Origin of the sequence: Nocardia lijiangensis NBRC 108240 (assembly GCF_001613045.1) — a bacterium.
In the GTDB taxonomy this organism is placed as follows: domain Bacteria; phylum Actinomycetota; class Actinomycetes; order Mycobacteriales; family Mycobacteriaceae; genus Nocardia; species Nocardia lijiangensis.
In genome coordinates, this window is sequence record NZ_BDBP01000085.1 from 1 (window position 1) to 15,251 (window position 15,251).

The window sequence follows — 15,251 nt, forward strand, 5'->3', positions numbered from 1 at the left end:
GGCCTGCCGAACGCCTCGGCCAGCACCGCGTCGGGCGGCCGGTTCAGCAGTTCGGGGCCGAGCGGGGCCGCGCCGGCCCCGGCGCGCGACGGGGTGTAGTCGGCGAACGAGCCGGAGGTGCCCGACGGACGGCGGAAGGCGCTGGCGGTATGGGTGTCGACATGGGGGCGAACGACCGGCCGCGGTCCGAGCACGGGCGCGTCCGACGGCCTCAGGTTCCCCCTGTTGGCCGCCGAATCGGAGGTGTCACTGGCGGTGGGCCGCGCGTCCGACACAGATCCGGTGTTCGTCGATTCGGTGGTCACGCGCCAAACTCTACTTGCGCCACCACGTCGTCCACCGGGTCGCGGTGAACGAATCGGGCAGAAAACCGAAAACTGCCTCGTTGCGGGCGTTCCCGGACGGCCGGCCCGGATCGTTCGACGCACCGCCGGGCAGTTCCGCGAGCGGGATACGGGTCAGGCTGTCGTGCAACCCGGTGGGGACGGAGATGGGGCCGGACTGGCGCAGCGCGATCCGCGCCTGCTGCTGCGCGTCCACCTCGGCCGCACACTCCGGGCAGAGCGAAATATGTTGGGCGGCGCGCAGATACGCGTTCATGCGCAGCTCACCGTCGACGTAGGCGACAACCGCCTCGCTGGCCAGATGTTCGGTGGGTGCGAAGCGCGGTGACCTGCCTGGCGTCCGGCGGTCCGCCCCACGTGCGGGACGACCGGACGTGCTGGACTCGCCACTCATGCGGTGCTCACCCTTCCAACGACATCCTCTGGCCCGGGCTTCGCCGGTGCCCGGCGAATCACCCGATGTTCGCGTCAGCGGCTAACCGCTGCTGAGATCCATTATGCGCAAGGTGCTCGCGCAGTGCCTGACGGCCGCGGTGGATCCGGCTGCGCACGGTGCCCAGCTTCACGCCGAGCGTAGCGCCGATCTCCTCGTACGACAGACCCTCGATGTCACACAGCACGACGGCGGCGCGGAACTCCGGCGCCAGCGCGTCCAGCGCGGATTGCAGGTCGGGATCCAGGCGCGCGTCGTGATAGGCCTGCTCGGGGCCGGGGCCCTCGGCGGGCACGCGGTCGTAGTCCTCGGGCAGCGCCTCCATGCGGATGCGGTTACGACGGCGCACCATGTCCAGGAAAAGGTTGGTCGTGATGCGGTGCAGCCAGCCCTCGAAGGTGCCCGGCTGGTAGTTCGACAGCGAACGGAACACGCGGATGAAGGTCTCCTGGGTGAGATCCTCGGCGTCCTGCGCGTCGCCGGACAGGCGGTAGGCCAGCCGGTAGACCCGGTCGGCGTGTTCGCGGACCAGATCGTCCCAGGACGGCATGACCGCACGATCGCCGGTCGCGTCGAACGCGGCCGTGCCGGTCAGCTCGACGTCGAGATCCTCGGCCTGATCGGTCTCGATCGACATGATGTTGTCGGGGAGGGTGACGTACTCGGAGTGCCCATGCGGAGCCGCAAACGAACCTTTGACCATGTGGATGGGGCTACCTCCTACTCGGGACCGTAATCTCAGGACTCCCGTTTCGGTTCGGGTCTCGAACCGTCGCGTACGGAATACAACCGACTACCTGTATGTCGTTGTTCCCGCGTCCCGCGTATCCGGTCGGCTGGTCTTGCGTGCCCTTACTCTTTCCTGCCTCGATATGGCGGGGATATGGAGATCCTGAGGGACACCTGAGAAAACCGATCCGCAGAGAAAGCGTGTTGTCGGAACGCCGAGACAACGCGCCCCGCATTAGCCTCTTAGGCGTGGCATCGAACCTGGAGCGAAATCTCTCCTACGTGGAAGAATCCGTCGTGGAGGACGAGATCCTCGTCAGCGCGCGTGAACGGGCCACCGAGCTGGGCGCGGCACCGGTGCCGCCGTCGGTCGGGGCCCTGCTGAGCATGTACGCACAGCTGCTCGGTGCGCGCGCGGTCGTCGAGGTCGGGACCGGCGCGGGCATCAGCGGCCTGTGGCTGCTCGACGGCATGCGCGAGGACGGCACGCTGACCACGATCGATTCCGAGCCGGAGCATCAGCGGGCGGCCAAGGACGCGTTCCGCGCCGCCGACATCCCGCCCGCGCGGACCAGGCTGATCAACGGGCGCGCGCTCGACGTGCTACCCCGCCTCGCCGACGGCGCCTACGATCTGGTCTTCATCGATGCCGCGCCGCTGGAGCACCCGCAGTACGTCGCCCAAGCGGTGCGGCTACTGCGCGACGGCGGTGCCATCATCCTGCACAACGCGCTGCTCGGCGGCCGTGTCCCCGACCCGAGCCAGCGCGATCCGGCTACCCAGGCGGTGCGCGCGGCGACCCGCGCCATCGCGGAGGATCCGGAACTCACCTGCGTGCTGATTCCCGTCGGCGACGGATTGCTCTGCGCCTCGCGCGGTTAGCGCACGCGCACCGCGTCGTTCGCGACACGGTGGCCGAACAGCCTGCCGCCGTTGCGGATCCGTCGGCATTCGGTGATTCGCTTCGCCCGCCCCGGGTATCCGGCAAGTAGCCGGGCAGCGGGCGACCCCGTGCGTGATCGTGCGACTCGCGTCCGAGAAACCCCGGCGCCGCAAGCGAATTCGGAGGTTCGGTGATGTGGGATCGGGCGGCGGAAATCGTCCATTACGGCCATGTCGGACATGTGGTCAAGGAAAAGGGTTCGGTGAATTGGGTGGTGGCCGGGTTGGGCTTTTTCGCGGTCGCGATTCTGCTCGTCGTGCTCGTGCTGCTCGTGGTGAGCAATGCCGATTTCGATACCGGCCCCGCGAAGGTGGTGCCGACCACCGGGCCGTGTGAGCCTTTCTGTACCGGATCGCCGCCACCGCCCGCACCATGACACCGGCCGAATTCCACGAATCCCCGGGTGAGGTTCGTGATTTCGGTGTCCGTACGTCCCGCGGTGTGTTTGGGTGAGCCCGGGACCGCGCGGAGGACGAGCCGATGTTCTGGAACGACGACGACGATCGATCGAGGAACCGCTCAGAGGAGTGGGCGGGCGCGACTGTCGTGTTCGGCATCCTGCTCGTGCTGGCGATCGTGCTCGCGATCCTGGTCAGCACCGCCGATTTCGGCGACCGATCGCGGCCGACGGTGACGCGCACGCCGGGCTCGTGCCAGCCGTTCTGTACCGCTCCGCCCGGGACGCCGTGACGCGGTGGCGCGCTGCCGCCGCGAATCATCCACGGCTGCAATGAATCTCAGACCCAGACGCCCTTGCCGACGGTCACTACGCCGCGTTTGCTCACCGCGAAACGATCGCGGTCGCGCTCCAGATCGACGCCGATGATCTCGCCCTCGCCGACCACCACGTTCTTGTCCAGGATGGCGTGGCGCACCACCGCGCCCCTGCCGATGCGCACACCCGGCATCAGCACGCTGCCCTCGACGGTCGCGCCGTCGTCGACCATCACGTTGGAACTCAGCACGGAATTGCGCACCGTCGCGGCGGACAGGATGCTGCCCGAGCCCACGATGCACTCCTGGGCCAGCCCGCCCTGGGCGAACTTGGCGGGCGGCAGGTTCTCGGCCGCGCCGCGGATCGGCCAGTGCTTGTTGTAGAGGTTGAACACCGGGTGCACGGAGACCAGGTCCATGTGCGCGTCGTAGAAGGCGTCGATGGTCCCTACGTCGCGCCAGTAGCCGCGGTCGCGTTCGGTGGCGCCGGGCACCTCGTTGTGGGCGAAGTCGTAGACCGCGGCCTGCCCCGCCGCGACCAGCGCGGGGATGATGTCGCCGCCCATGTCGTGATCGGAATCGGAGTTCTCGGCGTCGGCGCGGATCGAATCGACGAGCACCTTGGTGGTGAAGACGTAATTGCCCATCGACGCGAAGGTCACGTTCGGGTCGTCCGGCGTGCCGGGCGGATGGGCGGGCTTCTCCAGGAACTGGATGATGCGGCCGGACTCGTCGGAATCGATGCAGCCGAACGCGCTGGCCTCGCTGCGCGGCACCCGGATGCCCGCCACGGTGACGCCCGCGCCGGAATCGATGTGGTGGGAGACCATCTGCTCCGGGTCCATCCGGTACACGTGGTCGGCGCCGAAGACCACGATGTAGTCCGGGTCCTCGTCGTAGATCAGGTTCAGCGACTGCATGATCGCGTCGGCGCTGCCGGTGTACCAGCGCGGGCCGAGACGCTGCTGGGCGGGCACCGGGGTGATGTACTCGCCCGCGAACCCCGAGAGCCGCCAGGTCTGGGAGATATGCCGGTCCAGCGAATGCGACTTGTACTGGGTGAGCACGCACAGGCGCAGATAGCCCGCGTTGACCAGGTTGCTGAGTACGAAGTCGATCAGGCGGTACGCGCCGCCGAAGGGGACCGCTGGCTTGGCGCGGTCCGCGGTGAGTGGAAACAGGCGCTTTCCCTCGCCACCGGCGAGCACGATCCCGAGTACGTGCGGCTGGCTCCTCACAGTGCCCAAACTACCGTGTCGTCCTGGCGCGGGTGGCCCCTGCCGAGCCGAGCGTCTAGTTTGAATCGGTGAGTTTCGGCACGGACGGCGGGCACTCGGCGACGGGATCCGGCGACCCGGGGGCCATCCAGGACCGGTTACGCGTCGCGATGTTGACCCGCGAATACCCACCCGAGGTGTACGGCGGCGCGGGCGTACACGTCACCCAGCTGACCGCCGAATTGCGGCGGCTCTGCGAGGTGACCGTGCACTGCATGGGCGCCGAGCGCACCGATGCCGTCGTGCACCAACCGGACTCGGTGCTCTACGCCGCCAACGCCGCGCTTCAGATGATGTCGACCCAGCTGCGGATGGCGGACGCGGCGGGCGAAGTCGACGTGGTGCACTCGCACACCTGGTACACCGGCCTGGCCGGGCACCTGGCCGCCACCCTGTACGGCATTCCGCACGTGCTCACCGCGCACTCGCTCGAGCCGCGCAGGCCGTGGAAGGCCGAACAGCTCGGCGGCGGCTATCGGCTGTCCTCGTGGTCGGAGCGCAACGCCATGGAGCACGCCGACGCCGTCATCGCGGTGAGCGAGGGCATGCGCCACGACGTGCTCGACGCCTACCCCGCGATCGACCCGAGCCGGGTGCACGTGGTGCACAACGGCATCGACGCGACACTGTGGCGGCCCGGCCCGCCCGCCGTGGGCGAACGGCGGATCCTGGACGAGCTCGGCGTGCAGCCCGGCCACCCGATCGTCGCCTTCGTCGGCCGCATCACCCGGCAGAAGGGGGTGGGCCACCTGCTCGCCGCCGCGCGCGAGTTCGAGCCGGATATCCAGCTGGTGCTGTGCGCGGGCGCGCCCGACACCCAGGAGCTGGCGGACGAGACGGCCGCGGCGGTCGCCGAGTTGCAGCGCAAGCGCGGGAACGTCTACTGGGTGCGGGAAATGCTGCCCACCGAGCAGATCAGGCAGATCCTGGCGGCCGCGGCCGTGTTCGTCTGCCCGTCGGTGTACGAGCCGCTCGGCATCGTGAACCTGGAGGCCATGGCCTGCGCGACCGCCGTCGTCGCCTCCGATGTGGGCGGCATCCCGGAGGTCGTCGTCGACGGCGGCACCGGCAGGCTCGTGCACTACGACGCGGGCGCGGCCGAGAAGTACGAGCGGGGACTGGCGGCGGCCGTCAACGAGATCGCGGGCGACCCGATCCTGGCCGCCGAGTTCGGCGCGGCGGGGCGGGCCAGGGCCATCGCGGAATTCGACTGGTCGCGAATCGCGGAGCGGACCGTCGCGGTGTACGAGCACGTGCGCAAGCCCTGATCCGGGTCGCGGATCGGCATGCCTGCCGGTGCACAGAAGGCCCTGAATGTCATGGCGCAGCCCGGATGTCACGGCGGAGCCTGGCGTCTCGGACCGCTGCTGCCGCGTGAGTCGCGGCGTCGTGACAGCTCGGCGAGTGGTCAGCGACGGGGCCGATAGGTCGACACCATGACCGAAGCGGTGACCTCCATGGGCTCCGGCAGCGCCGCGAGGCGCGGATCGCGCGCCTGTTCCGCGTGGTGCGCGGACGGACCCATGCCGACCACCTGTGCCACGGCCGCGCGGTCGAGCTTCATCGGATACTCGACCACGACCCGATCGACCTGCTCGAACAGGCCCGACATCGCCTCGGTGATGCGGCGATCCTTGTCCGGGTCGACGGTCACCATGCCGAGCGGATCGATCAGCTCGGCCAGGTGGCGGGCGGTCGGCGCGGCGACGACGAAGCGGCCGCCGGCATCGAGCACCCTGGCCACCTCCGCCGGATTGCGTGGCGCGAACACCGAGAGCACTCCCGCCAGTACGCCATCACGGACCGGTAGGCCGCGCCAGGCGTCGGCGAGCACGGCTGCCGCGCGAGGATGCGTGCGGGCACAGCGGCGGGCGGCGGGTTTGGCCACGTCCAGCGCGATGCCGCGCGTCTGCGGTGCGGCGTCGAGCGCCGTGCTCAGGTAGTAGCCGGTGCCCGCGCCGACCTCCAACAGGGTCTCGGCCCGATCGCCGACCGGACCGACGACGGCGGCGGCCACGGCATCGGCGATGGGCGCGAAATGCCCTTCGCTCTGGAAGGCGGCGCGGGCATCCAGCATGGCCGCGGTGTCGCCCGTCATCTTGGTCGACGCACCGGTCAGCAAGCTGACGTAGCCCTGTTTGGCGATGTCGAAACTGTGGCCGCGGCCGCAGCGCAATGCCCGATCCGTCGCCTCGAGACCGAGACGACATTCCGGGCAGGCCAACAGGCCGGCCACATCAGCGAGTGCCGAGGGACTAGCTGGTGACACTCTTCAATTCGTCACCAAGCGCCGCTGCCTCATCCGGCGTGAGTTCGACGACCAGACGCCCGCCACCCTCGAGTGGAACCCGCATAACGATTCCACGCCCTTCCTTGGTTGCCTCGAGGGGACCGTCCCCGGTGCGGGGCTTCATGGCCGCCATCCTCTGCTCCCTCCAGATCTGCGCGGTTTTCTGCGCACTTTCTTGGAACTACAGTTGTCACCAACCAGGTAGCTCACCGGCATTTGGCGAGCTACACCGGTCCTATTCTTCCCTATCGCCGTTGTGGACGGATACCTGAGTTCGAAATGTGATCGCTCAGGCGGTGTTGTGCGGGTCACTTCCGACCCAGCAATCGGCCAGGTGATCATCGACCATTCCGGTTGCCTGCATCAGCGCATAGGCGGTGGTCGGCCCGACGAAACGGAACCCGCGCCGCTTCAATTCTTTTGCAAGAGCTATGGATTCGGGACTCGTCGCGGGTACGTCACCGATGGCCCGCGGGCGCGGGCGCGGGGCCGGAGCGTACGACCAGATCAACTCGTCGAGACCGCGGTCGAGCGTCTGGGCGACCCTGGCATTGGCGATCGCCGCTTCGATCTTGGCGCGGTTGCGGACGATGCCGGGATCGGCGAGCAGACGGGCCACGTCCGCGTCGCCGAACGCGGCGACCCGGTCGATCGAGAACTCGGCGAACGCGGAGCGGAAGGCCGGACGCTTGCGCAGGATCGTGATCCAGGACAGGCCCGACTGGAACGCCTCGAGGCAGACCCGCTCGAACATGGCGTCGGGGCCGCGCAGCGGTTGGCCCCACTCGAAATCGTGGTAGTCGCGATAGAGCTGTGAGGACTCCGCCCACGGGCAGCGGGCCCTGCCGTCGTCGGCGAGCGGGGCGGTCACGGCTGTTCGGGGGTGCTCGGCGCGGGCCATGGCGTGGCCCCGCGCTCGGTGTTGTGGTGGGGTGGGGCGGCCGCGTCTCGGTGCGCCGTGCTCGCGGTGTCCTGGCGTGCCGCGGTCGCGCTGTCGCCCGTCTTGGTCAGCTGGCCGCGGACCGCCGTGTCACCGCGGGCATGGGCCAATTGCAGCTGAAGTTCATCGATACGGGCGGCGAGCCTGGCCAGCGCCCAGTCCACCTCGCCCGCCTTGTAGCCGCGCACCACCTGCTGGAAGCGCAGCGCGCGCACGTCGGCGCCGGAGATGCCCTCGGCGGGCAGCACGGTGGCCGTCGTGCCCTCGGGCAGCGGACCCAGTTCCTCACCGCGCCCGAAGACCGCACTCGCGAGCAGGAACAGCACCGCGGCCACCAGGCCGACGATCAGCACGTACAACAGCAGCGTGAGCATGACACGAGCTTATTCCGCCCCTCCGACATGCTCGTTCACGACCGAGCAGTTGCGATCGCCGAGGCGGGAACCGATTTCGCGAAAGCGCTACAGGTGCCGCGTGGTGTCGATGCCGAGTGCCATGCCCGCCAGGCCGCGGCGGCGCACCGCGAGCTTGTCGGCGACCTCGATCAGCGCCTTGGCCGACGCGCACTCCGGATCGCTCAGCACGATCGGCGTGCCCTCGTCGCTCGCCTCGCGCAGCCCCTGCTCGATCGGGATCTGACCGAGCAGCGGAACGGTCGCGCCGACCGCGCGGGTCAGGCTGTCGGCGACGGTCTGACCGCCGCCGGAGCCGTACAGCTCCATCCGGCTGCCGTCGGGCAGGTCCAGCCAGGACATGTTCTCCACCACACCCGCGATCCGCTGACGGGTCTGCAGCGCGATCGAGCCCGCCCGCTCGGCCACCTCCGCGGCCGCGAGCTGCGGGGTGGTGACGACCAGGATCTCGGCGTTCGGGATGAGCTGGGCGATCGAGATGGCCACGTCGCCGGTGCCGGGCGGCAGGTCGAGCAGCAGGATGTCCAGATCGCCCCAGAACACGTCGGCGAGGAACTGCTGCAGCGCGCGGTGCAGCATCGGGCCGCGCCACACCACGGGCGTGTTGCCCTGGGTGAACATGGCGATCGAGATGACCTTCACCTCGTGCGCGACGGGCGGCATGATCATCCGCTCGACCTGGGTGGGCCGGGCGGCGGTGCCGAGCATGCGGGGCACCGAGTGCCCGTAGATGTCGGCGTCGAGCACGCCGACGGACAGGCCGCGCGCGGCCATGGCTGCCGCGAGATTGACGGTGACCGAGGACTTTCCGACGCCGCCCTTGCCCGAGGCGACCGCGTACACGCGGGTGAGCGAGCCCGGCTGCGCAAAGGGGATCACCGGGTCGGCCGAGTCGCCGCGCAGCTGCTTGCGCAAGGTGGTGCGCTGCTCGTCGTTCATCACGTCGAGGTCGACGGAGATGGCGCCGACGCCGGGGACGTCCGCCACCGCCTTGGTGACCCGCTGGGTGATCTCGGTACGCAGCGGGCAGCCCGCTGTCGTCAGGTAGACCTCGATATGGACATTGCTTCCGGCGTCGATCGCGACGCTTTTCACCATGCCCAGTTCGGTGATCGGCTTGCGGATCTCCGGGTCGTCGACCTTTGCGAGCGCACCCCGCACATCCGATTCCGTTACCACTGACATAACCGAAATTTTAGGCGGATCAGATTCGCGGCAGCTCCGCGGGCTTGGGTGCGACCCCGCTGCCGTAGGAATTCGACCACGCCATGACGTTCGCGACGTAGGCCATGGAGTTGTTGTAACGGAGGATGGCGCGCGACTGCTGGGCCAGGTCGCGCATGTTCAAACCACCAGCGCACAGGTACTTCCCTGCTGTCAGCGCGGCGTCGTAGAGATTCTGCGGGTCGGCGATGCCGTCGCCGTTGCCGTCGGCGGCGTAGCGCTTCCAGGTCTCGGGCAGGAACTGCATCGGGCCGACCGCGCGGTCGTAGCCGCCGAGCCCGTCGAGCGCGCCGTCGTCGCTGTCGTGGATGACGTTGTTGCCCGCGAGCGAGCCGTCCAGCACCGGGCCGTAGACCGGGCTCAGCGGGTTGCCGTCGGTGTCGGCCTTGCCGCCGAAGGCGTGGGTGGATTCGACGCGCCCGATCCCGGCCAGCAGATTCCACGGCATGTTGCAGTCCGGGTTCTCCGCGTCCAGCGTGCGCTCGGCGCTCTGATAGGCGGCGATCGCGACGCCCGGCACGCCGAGATTTCCGGCGGGGAGATCGGCCTTCTCCCGATTGTTCGGCAGCGCAACGGTTTTCACGACCGGCGGGGCGACCGAGCGCTGCTCGGCCATGGAGTGCTCGACGAACTCGATCGATCCGACGGTCCTGGAGCTCAGCGCGTCCTGGTCGTCGGCGAGGAGCTGCTGAACAGCGGCCTGATCGGAATCCAGATCGGACGCCGCGGCGCAGGCCACGAATCCGGCGGGAACCAATCCGGTCATTGCGAGTACGGAGCCGCGCCTGACGGTGGCAGGCGATTGCTTGCGGTGACGCCCCACGGTGTGGTGACCCTCCTCCGGTAAAGGCTCGGTGACGAGCCCTCGTGGACGAAGGAGAGGTTACCGTATTCGAGACATTTTTGTTACTGCTTCGTGATCTGGATCGAGGTTTGATCTCAGCCTTGTGGCGGAGCGGGGGGCAACGGGATCACGATGCCGAACGGCAGTGTGATGCCGGGCTGTTCGGTCGGGGCGGGAGCCTCGGCGGGCGCGGGTTCGGGGGTCGTGGCGACCTCCGGCTCCGGGGCCGGTTGCTCCTCGGCGGGAGCCGGTGCGGGCGCTGGCGCCGGGCCTGGGGCCGGGGCCGGGGCCGGAGAGGGAGCGCCCGCCTGGGGTAGGGGCTGGACCGGCACTTGCGCCATGCACGCCTCCTTCGGCAGCGGTTGCGCGGCGCGGGCGGGGTCGTTCGGATCGAGCGGTTCGCCCGCCTCGACCGGTGCGTTCGGGTCGCGGGGTTGCGCACCGAACTCCTGCTTCGGTGCGAGCGGACGCGCGGGCTCGCCCGGCCGCGGCATCGGCGCGGGCACCGCGACCTGTTCGCACGGATTGGCGGGCGGCGGCGGGGGCGGGCAGAAGATGCCGCACGGGATCGGCGGCAAGCCGGGGATCGTGATCATCACCTGGGCCGGCGGAGCCGCCGGAACGGGGGGCCGCGGTGGGACCGCGGGCGAGGTGGGGGTGGGCACGGTGGTCTGCACCGCGGCCATGTCCGGGCCCGCCGCGATCATCGGCGACGATCCCGGCGGGATCAGCTCCGGCGAGATGGTGACCTGGCTGGGGCTGCCGCCGGTGCGGTAGGCCGAGGACCAGCTCAACACGTTGGCCGCGTAGGACATCGAGTTGTTGTAGCGCAGCACGGCACGCAACTCCTGCGCGGGCTCGCGCAGGTTCAGCCCGCCCGAGCACAGGTATTTGCCTGCGGCCAAGGCGGAATCGAAGACGTTGTGCGGATCGGCGACGCCGTCGCCGTTGCCGTCGGCGCCGTACAGGCTCCAGGTGCCTGGCAGGAACTGCATCGGGCCGATCGCCCGCACGTACCCGCCGTCCGTGGCCCTGATGACCTCGTTGCCCGGCAACGTTCCGTCGAGGGCCGGTCCGAAGATCGGGGTCACCGTCGTGCCCGCCGCATCGGTGCGACCGCTTCCGGCGTGCCCGGACTCGATCCGCCCGATCCCGGCCAGCAGATTCCACGGCAGTCCGCACCCCGGCATCGATGACTCCATCGCCAGCTCCGCGTTCCGGTACGCGGCCAGCACGATCTCCGGAATGCCCAGCGCCCCACCGACCCTGGGTAACCTGATGTCGTGCAGGGGGACCCGTCCCCCGAATGGCGGCATCCCGTCGGCGGGCGGAGTCATAGCTCGAAGTTTGCGAGGAGTGTCCGGGGTCACCGGCAATAGGCCTACTGTCCGAGACAGGGCGCCTTCTGATTCGGTGTCCGAGGCGTTGCCGGTGCCGTCGCGACCGCCGGACGCGGCAAGCCTCGCCTCCGGTGCCTGCGGCGGCGTGCTCGTGGTCGTGTTGTGTGCCGCCGACCCGGAAGCGACCAGACCAGCGACAACGAGGGCTGACATGGTTATCGGAGCGGAAACTCGCATTCGGCCACACCAATCCTCTACGTCATGGGAGCGGTGTCCGGCAGATCCCACAACCCGGCCCGCTCAGGACAACGTTGTCCAGGTTACCCAGCGGTCAGTAGGTTGTTGAGCATTTCCGGTCAATCGTCAGCTACGGGCGGCGAAAGCTGAACGCCCGCCTGCTTTCCACCGGAGGTTTTCTTGCGACTCGCCTTGCCCGACTTCACCTCACGCGGCGTGTTGCGCTCCGGCGCGCCGGCGGCCTCGATGCGGTCGAGCACCTCGCGCATCTCCTCCAATTCGCGGCGCAGATAGTCGCGAGTCGCCACTTCGCCGACCGCGAGGCGCAGCGCTGCGAGTTCGCGGGCCAGGAATTCGGTGTCGGCCTTGGTCTGTGCCGCGCGCAGCCGATCCTCTTCCAGCGCCACCCGATCGCGGTTGTCTTGACGGTTCTGCGCCAACAGGATCAGCGGCGCGGCGTAGGCGGCCTGGGTGGAGAACGCGAGGTTCAACAGGATGAACGGATACGGGTCCCAGCGCAGCGACACCGCGAAGACGTTGATCAGGATCCAGATGATCACCACGACCGTCTGCATCGCGAGATAGCGTCCGGTGCCGAGGAATCGGGCCACCCGCTCCGAGCTGCGCGCCAATGCCTCTGCGTCCCAGTCGAATCGGAACCGGGACTCGAGCGGTGTCTCCAAACGCTGCCGGGCGGAGCTGGTGCCGACCCTGGTGATGCCCGCCGCCGGATGCTTCGCCGGATTCTTGTCGTTCATGCGCCGGCCCCTTCGTCCTGCTCCTCCTCGCGCCAGTCCTCCGGCAGCAGATGGTCGAGCACGTCGTCGACGCTGACCGCGCCGAGCAGATGGTTCTCGTCGTCCACCACCGGCCCGCAGACCAGGTTGTAGGTGGCGAAGTACCGGGTCACCGCGGAGAGCGGCACCTCGGCCCGCAGCGGCGCGAGATCGGAATCGACGATGCCGCCGACGATGTGCGCGGGCGGTTCCCGCAACAACTGCTGGATGTGCACGCAGCCGAGGTACGGACCGGTGGGCGTGGCGGTGGGCGGGCGGACCACGAACACCATGGAGGCGAGCGCCGGCGTGAGATCCGGGTTGCGCACCCTGGCCAGTGCTTCCGCGACCGTGGTCGACGGTGTCAGCACGATGGGTTTGGTCGTCATCAGGCCGCCCGCGGTGTCGGGGGAGTGCGCGAGCAGCCTGCGCACCGGTTCGGATTCCTCGGGATCCATCATCGCGAGCAGCGATTCGCGTTCCCCGGTCGGCAGTTCGCCGAGCAGGTCGGCCGCGTCGTCGGGATCCATCGCCTCGAGCACGTCGGCGGCGCGGCGCACCTCGAGGTGGCCGAGCAGGTCGACCTGATCGTCGTCGGGCAGTTCCTGCACCACGTCGGCGAGCCGCTCGTCGTCCAGCGCCTCGGCGACCTCGATGCGGCGCTTCTCCGGCAGTTCGCGCAGCATGTGCGCGACGTCGGCGGGGCGCAGGCCCTCGAACTGCTCGAGCAACTGCGTGACGTCCTGGCCGGGCCTGCCGATCTCGTACGGGGTCAGGCCCGTCACCGTGGTCCAGTCGACGACGTGCACGGTGCGCCGCCGCCCGATCCGCCGGTGTCCGCGCACCGCGACGCGAGAGACCCGCCAGTCCCTGGTTCTGGTCAATTCGATACCGAGATCGACCACGAACACGTCGACGCCCGCGAGGTCGGGCAGATCCGGATCGTCCACCTGCACTGTGGAATCCACGATCTGGGCCAGCGCCAGCATTTCGCCCGGCCGTTGCTGGAAACGGCGCAGGCTCACGGTGCCGGTGTTGAGCGTCACCATGCCCGGTTCGATCGAGGTCACCCGCAACATCGGCACGAAAATCCGGCGCCTGCTCGGCAATTCGACGACAAGGCCGTGTACGCGCGGTACCTGACGGTCGTAGCGGATCGCCACGACCGCGTCGCGGACCCGGCCGATAGACTCCCCGTCCGGTCCCAGCACCGCCAGGCCCGCGAGCCTGGCGACGTACACCCTGGTAGCTGCCATGCTTGCCAGACTAGACAGGAGGCTCCATGAAGCCGCGCCGATCGGTCCTCGCCGTGCCAGGCAGCAACCCCAAGATGATCGAGAAAGCCAAAGGGTTGCCGGTCGACGAGGTCTTCCTCGACCTGGAGGACGCGGTGGCGCCGGTAGCCAAGGCCGCGGCGCGTGCCAATATCGTCGCCGCCCTGAATCAGCCCGGCTGGGGCGAGCAACTGCGGGTGGTGCGGGTCAACGACTGGACGACCGCTTGGACCTACGCCGACGTGATCACGGTCGTCGAGGGCGCGGGCCGCGTCATCGACGCGATCCTGCTGCCGAAGGTCACCGACGCGGGCCAGGTGCAAGCGCTGGACCTGTTGCTCACCCAGGTGGAGAAGGCCAACGGGCTGGAAGTCGGGCGGATCGGCATCGAACCGCAGCTGGAAAACGCCATGGGCCTGCGCAATATCGATGAGATCGCGACCGCGAGCCCGCGGGTGCAAGCGCTCGTCTTCGGCCCTGCCGATTTCATGGCGAGCATCAATATGCGCACCCTGGTGGTCGGCGAACAGCCGGAGGGTTACGACACCGGCGACGCCTACCACCACATCCTGATGACCATCCTGCTCGCCGCGCGCGCCCACGGCCTGCAGGCGATCGACGGCCCCTACTTGCAGATCCGCGACCTCGACGGTTTCCGCAGGGCCGCCGGGCGCACCGCCGCGCTCGGCTTCGACGGCAAGTGGGTGCTGCACCCCGGCCAGATCGACGCGGCCAACGAGATCTTCAGCCCGCGCCAAGCCGATTACGACCGGGCCGAGGAGATCCTCGACGCCTACGCCTTCCACACCTCCGCCGAGGGTGGTGCGCGCGGCGCTGTCATGCTCGGCGACGAGATGATCGACGAGGCCAGCGCGAAGATGGCGCAGGTGGTTGCGGACAAGGGACGGGCCGCCGGGATGACGCGCACCACGCGTTTCACACCACCGAACGGCCGCTCCGAATAGCAGAATGGAGTCATGACGAATCCCTTGGGGAATCCCAACCGCGCCCGCCAGGGGTTGCCGACCCCGCCGTCGGGCTGGCCGGTGGGCTCCTATCCGACCTACGCCGAGGCGCAGCGGGCGGTCGACTACCTGGCCGACAACCAGTTTCCGGTGCAGGACGTGACGATCGTCGGTGTCGACCTGATGCAGGTCGAGCGGGTGCTCTACCGCCTGAACTGGGGCAAGGTGATCGGTGGCGGCGTGGTCTCCGGCGCCTGGCTCGGCCTGTTCCTCGGTCTGCTGCTGAGCCTGTTCACCACCAGCGGCGCGTTCGGTCCGCTGCTCGTCGGCCTGGTCGGCGGCATCATCTTCGGTGTGATCTCGACCTCGATTCCGTACGCGGCCACCAAGGGCCAGCGCGATTTCGCCTCCACCATGCAGCTGGTGGCTGGCCGCTACGACGTGCTGTGCGACCCGAAGTCGGCCGAGCAGGCGCGGGACATGCTCGCGCGGTTGGCGATCTGAGCGC

18 protein-coding genes and 1 pseudogene are annotated in these 15,251 nt (G+C 69.1%); 6 read left to right on the forward strand and 13 right to left on the reverse strand.

Annotated elements, in window-relative coordinates; translation table 11 throughout:
• The 3 genes and pseudogenes from NL1_RS27855 to sigE all read right to left on the reverse strand — a co-directional run.
• A pseudogene (locus NL1_RS27855) lies at positions 1-305 on the reverse strand (serine protease); the annotation flags it as partial.
• Positions 306-315: 10 nt separating this feature from the next.
• The gene (locus tag NL1_RS27860) at positions 316-738 is read right to left on the reverse strand and encodes a hypothetical protein (RefSeq protein WP_067845299.1); all 423 of its coding nucleotides are present in this window, start codon (positions 736-738) and stop codon (positions 316-318) included.
• 58 nt (positions 739-796) lie between these two features.
• A complete protein-coding gene (sigE, locus tag NL1_RS27865; RefSeq protein ID WP_067845362.1) occupies positions 797-1,414 on the reverse strand; it encodes an RNA polymerase sigma factor SigE in 618 nt (205 codons plus the stop codon).
• A 341-nt stretch (positions 1,415-1,755) separates the two neighbouring features.
• Between sigE and NL1_RS27870 the strand changes: the two genes are divergently transcribed.
• The 3 genes from NL1_RS27870 to NL1_RS27880 all read left to right on the forward strand — a co-directional run bounded on the left by NL1_RS27870 (position 1,756) and on the right by NL1_RS27880 (position 3,139).
• Entirely contained in the window at positions 1,756-2,388 is a 633-nt protein-coding gene (locus NL1_RS27870; RefSeq protein ID WP_067845300.1) for an O-methyltransferase, read from the forward strand.
• Between the two features lie 194 nt (positions 2,389-2,582).
• The gene (locus NL1_RS27875; protein ID WP_067845301.1) at positions 2,583-2,825 is read left to right on the forward strand and encodes a hypothetical protein; all 243 of its coding nucleotides are present in this window, start codon (positions 2,583-2,585) and stop codon (positions 2,823-2,825) included.
• 104 nt (positions 2,826-2,929) lie between these two features.
• Complete coding sequence (locus tag NL1_RS27880; protein WP_067845302.1) at positions 2,930-3,139, forward strand: hypothetical protein; 210 nt, start codon at positions 2,930-2,932, stop codon at positions 3,137-3,139.
• A gap of 47 nt (positions 3,140-3,186) precedes the next feature.
• Here NL1_RS27880 and glgC read toward each other — a convergent pair whose 3' ends face one another.
• Positions 3,187-4,401 carry a glucose-1-phosphate adenylyltransferase gene (gene glgC / locus NL1_RS27885; RefSeq protein ID WP_067845304.1) on the reverse strand — a complete coding sequence of 405 codons (1,215 nt, stop codon included), beginning with the start codon at positions 4,399-4,401 and terminating at the stop codon, positions 3,187-3,189.
• A 149-nt stretch (positions 4,402-4,550) separates the two neighbouring features.
• Here glgC and glgA point away from each other — a divergent pair, with 149 nt between their 5' ends.
• Complete coding sequence (glgA, locus tag NL1_RS27890) at positions 4,551-5,708, forward strand: glycogen synthase (RefSeq protein ID WP_067845363.1); 1,158 nt, start codon at positions 4,551-4,553, stop codon at positions 5,706-5,708.
• Between the two features lie 140 nt (positions 5,709-5,848).
• Here the strand turns inward: glgA and NL1_RS27895 are convergent, their stop codons facing one another.
• The 9 genes from NL1_RS27895 to NL1_RS27930 all read right to left on the reverse strand — a co-directional run bounded on the left by NL1_RS27895 (position 5,849) and on the right by NL1_RS27930 (position 13,760).
• Positions 5,849-6,676 (reverse strand): putative RNA methyltransferase, encoded by an 828-nt coding sequence (locus NL1_RS27895; protein WP_084511019.1) that lies wholly within the window; start codon positions 6,674-6,676, stop codon positions 5,849-5,851.
• 19 nt (positions 6,677-6,695) lie between these two features.
• Complete coding sequence (locus tag NL1_RS36890; RefSeq protein WP_011211259.1) at positions 6,696-6,863, reverse strand: DUF3117 domain-containing protein; 168 nt, start codon at positions 6,861-6,863, stop codon at positions 6,696-6,698.
• 156 nt (positions 6,864-7,019) lie between these two features.
• Positions 7,020-7,631 carry a DNA-3-methyladenine glycosylase I gene (locus tag NL1_RS27900; protein WP_067845307.1) on the reverse strand — a complete coding sequence of 204 codons (612 nt, stop codon included), beginning with the start codon at positions 7,629-7,631 and terminating at the stop codon, positions 7,020-7,022.
• Positions 7,598-8,044 carry a DivIVA domain-containing protein gene (locus NL1_RS39710; RefSeq protein WP_245673580.1) on the reverse strand — a complete coding sequence of 149 codons (447 nt, stop codon included), beginning with the start codon at positions 8,042-8,044 and terminating at the stop codon, positions 7,598-7,600. Before NL1_RS39710 ends, NL1_RS27900 begins: the two co-directional genes overlap by 34 nt.
• An 87-nt stretch (positions 8,045-8,131) precedes the next feature.
• Positions 8,132-9,268 carry an Mrp/NBP35 family ATP-binding protein gene (locus NL1_RS27910; protein WP_067845309.1) on the reverse strand — a complete coding sequence of 379 codons (1,137 nt, stop codon included), beginning with the start codon at positions 9,266-9,268 and terminating at the stop codon, positions 8,132-8,134.
• A 19-nt stretch (positions 9,269-9,287) separates the two neighbouring features.
• Positions 9,288-10,130, reverse strand: coding sequence for a lytic transglycosylase domain-containing protein (locus NL1_RS27915; RefSeq protein ID WP_067845313.1), 843 nt, complete (start codon positions 10,128-10,130; stop codon positions 9,288-9,290).
• A 116-nt stretch (positions 10,131-10,246) separates the two neighbouring features.
• A complete protein-coding gene (locus tag NL1_RS27920; protein ID WP_281180869.1) occupies positions 10,247-11,488 on the reverse strand; it encodes a lytic transglycosylase domain-containing protein in 1,242 nt (413 codons plus the stop codon).
• A gap of 359 nt (positions 11,489-11,847) precedes the next feature.
• Positions 11,848-12,486: a DUF1003 domain-containing protein gene (locus NL1_RS27925; protein WP_067845317.1), complete on the reverse strand. Its 639-nt coding sequence runs from the start codon at positions 12,484-12,486 to the stop codon at positions 11,848-11,850.
• Positions 12,483-13,760, reverse strand: a complete 1,278-nt coding sequence (locus tag NL1_RS27930; protein WP_067845319.1) for a magnesium transporter MgtE N-terminal domain-containing protein — start codon at positions 13,758-13,760, stop codon at positions 12,483-12,485. The genes NL1_RS27925 and NL1_RS27930 overlap by 4 nt, the downstream gene beginning before the upstream one ends.
• Before the next feature lie 26 nt (positions 13,761-13,786).
• Between NL1_RS27930 and NL1_RS27935 the strand changes: the two genes are divergently transcribed.
• Positions 13,787-14,743: an HpcH/HpaI aldolase/citrate lyase family protein gene (locus NL1_RS27935; protein ID WP_067845321.1), complete on the forward strand. Its 957-nt coding sequence runs from the start codon at positions 13,787-13,789 to the stop codon at positions 14,741-14,743.
• Between the two features lie 12 nt (positions 14,744-14,755).
• Positions 14,756-15,247 (forward strand): YflT domain-containing protein, encoded by a 492-nt coding sequence (locus NL1_RS27940; RefSeq protein WP_067845322.1) that lies wholly within the window; start codon positions 14,756-14,758, stop codon positions 15,245-15,247.
• Positions 15,248-15,251: the final 4 nt, after the last annotated feature.

What these genes read in the sequence shown, in the direction of transcription:
- NL1_RS27930 (WP_067845319.1), bottom strand. Translation starts at nt 13,760, where the DNA reads ATGGCAGCTACCAGGGTGTACGTCGCCAGGCTCGCGGGCCTGGCGGTG.
- NL1_RS27910 (WP_067845309.1), bottom strand. Translation starts at nt 9,268, where the DNA reads ATGTCAGTGGTAACGGAATCGGATGTGCGGGGTGCGCTCGCAAAGGTC.
- NL1_RS36890 (WP_011211259.1), bottom strand. Translation starts at nt 6,863, where the DNA reads ATGGCGGCCATGAAGCCCCGCACCGGGGACGGTCCCCTCGAGGCAACC.
- NL1_RS27920 (WP_281180869.1), bottom strand. Translation starts at nt 11,488, where the DNA reads ATGACTCCGCCCGCCGACGGGATGCCGCCATTCGGGGGACGGGTCCCC.
- glgA (WP_067845363.1), top strand. Translation starts at nt 4,551, where the DNA reads ATGTTGACCCGCGAATACCCACCCGAGGTGTACGGCGGCGCGGGCGTA.
- NL1_RS39710 (WP_245673580.1), bottom strand. Translation starts at nt 8,044, where the DNA reads ATGCTCACGCTGCTGTTGTACGTGCTGATCGTCGGCCTGGTGGCCGCG.
- sigE (WP_067845362.1), bottom strand. Translation starts at nt 1,414, where the DNA reads ATGTCGATCGAGACCGATCAGGCCGAGGATCTCGACGTCGAGCTGACC.
- NL1_RS27875 (WP_067845301.1), top strand. Translation starts at nt 2,583, where the DNA reads ATGTGGGATCGGGCGGCGGAAATCGTCCATTACGGCCATGTCGGACAT.
- NL1_RS27880 (WP_067845302.1), top strand. Translation starts at nt 2,930, where the DNA reads ATGTTCTGGAACGACGACGACGATCGATCGAGGAACCGCTCAGAGGAG.
- NL1_RS27925 (WP_067845317.1), bottom strand. Translation starts at nt 12,486, where the DNA reads ATGAACGACAAGAATCCGGCGAAGCATCCGGCGGCGGGCATCACCAGG.
- NL1_RS27935 (WP_067845321.1), top strand. Translation starts at nt 13,787, where the DNA reads ATGAAGCCGCGCCGATCGGTCCTCGCCGTGCCAGGCAGCAACCCCAAG.
- NL1_RS27940 (WP_067845322.1), top strand. Translation starts at nt 14,756, where the DNA reads ATGACGAATCCCTTGGGGAATCCCAACCGCGCCCGCCAGGGGTTGCCG.
- NL1_RS27900 (WP_067845307.1), bottom strand. Translation starts at nt 7,631, where the DNA reads ATGGCCCGCGCCGAGCACCCCCGAACAGCCGTGACCGCCCCGCTCGCC.
- NL1_RS27860 (WP_067845299.1), bottom strand. Translation starts at nt 738, where the DNA reads ATGAGTGGCGAGTCCAGCACGTCCGGTCGTCCCGCACGTGGGGCGGAC.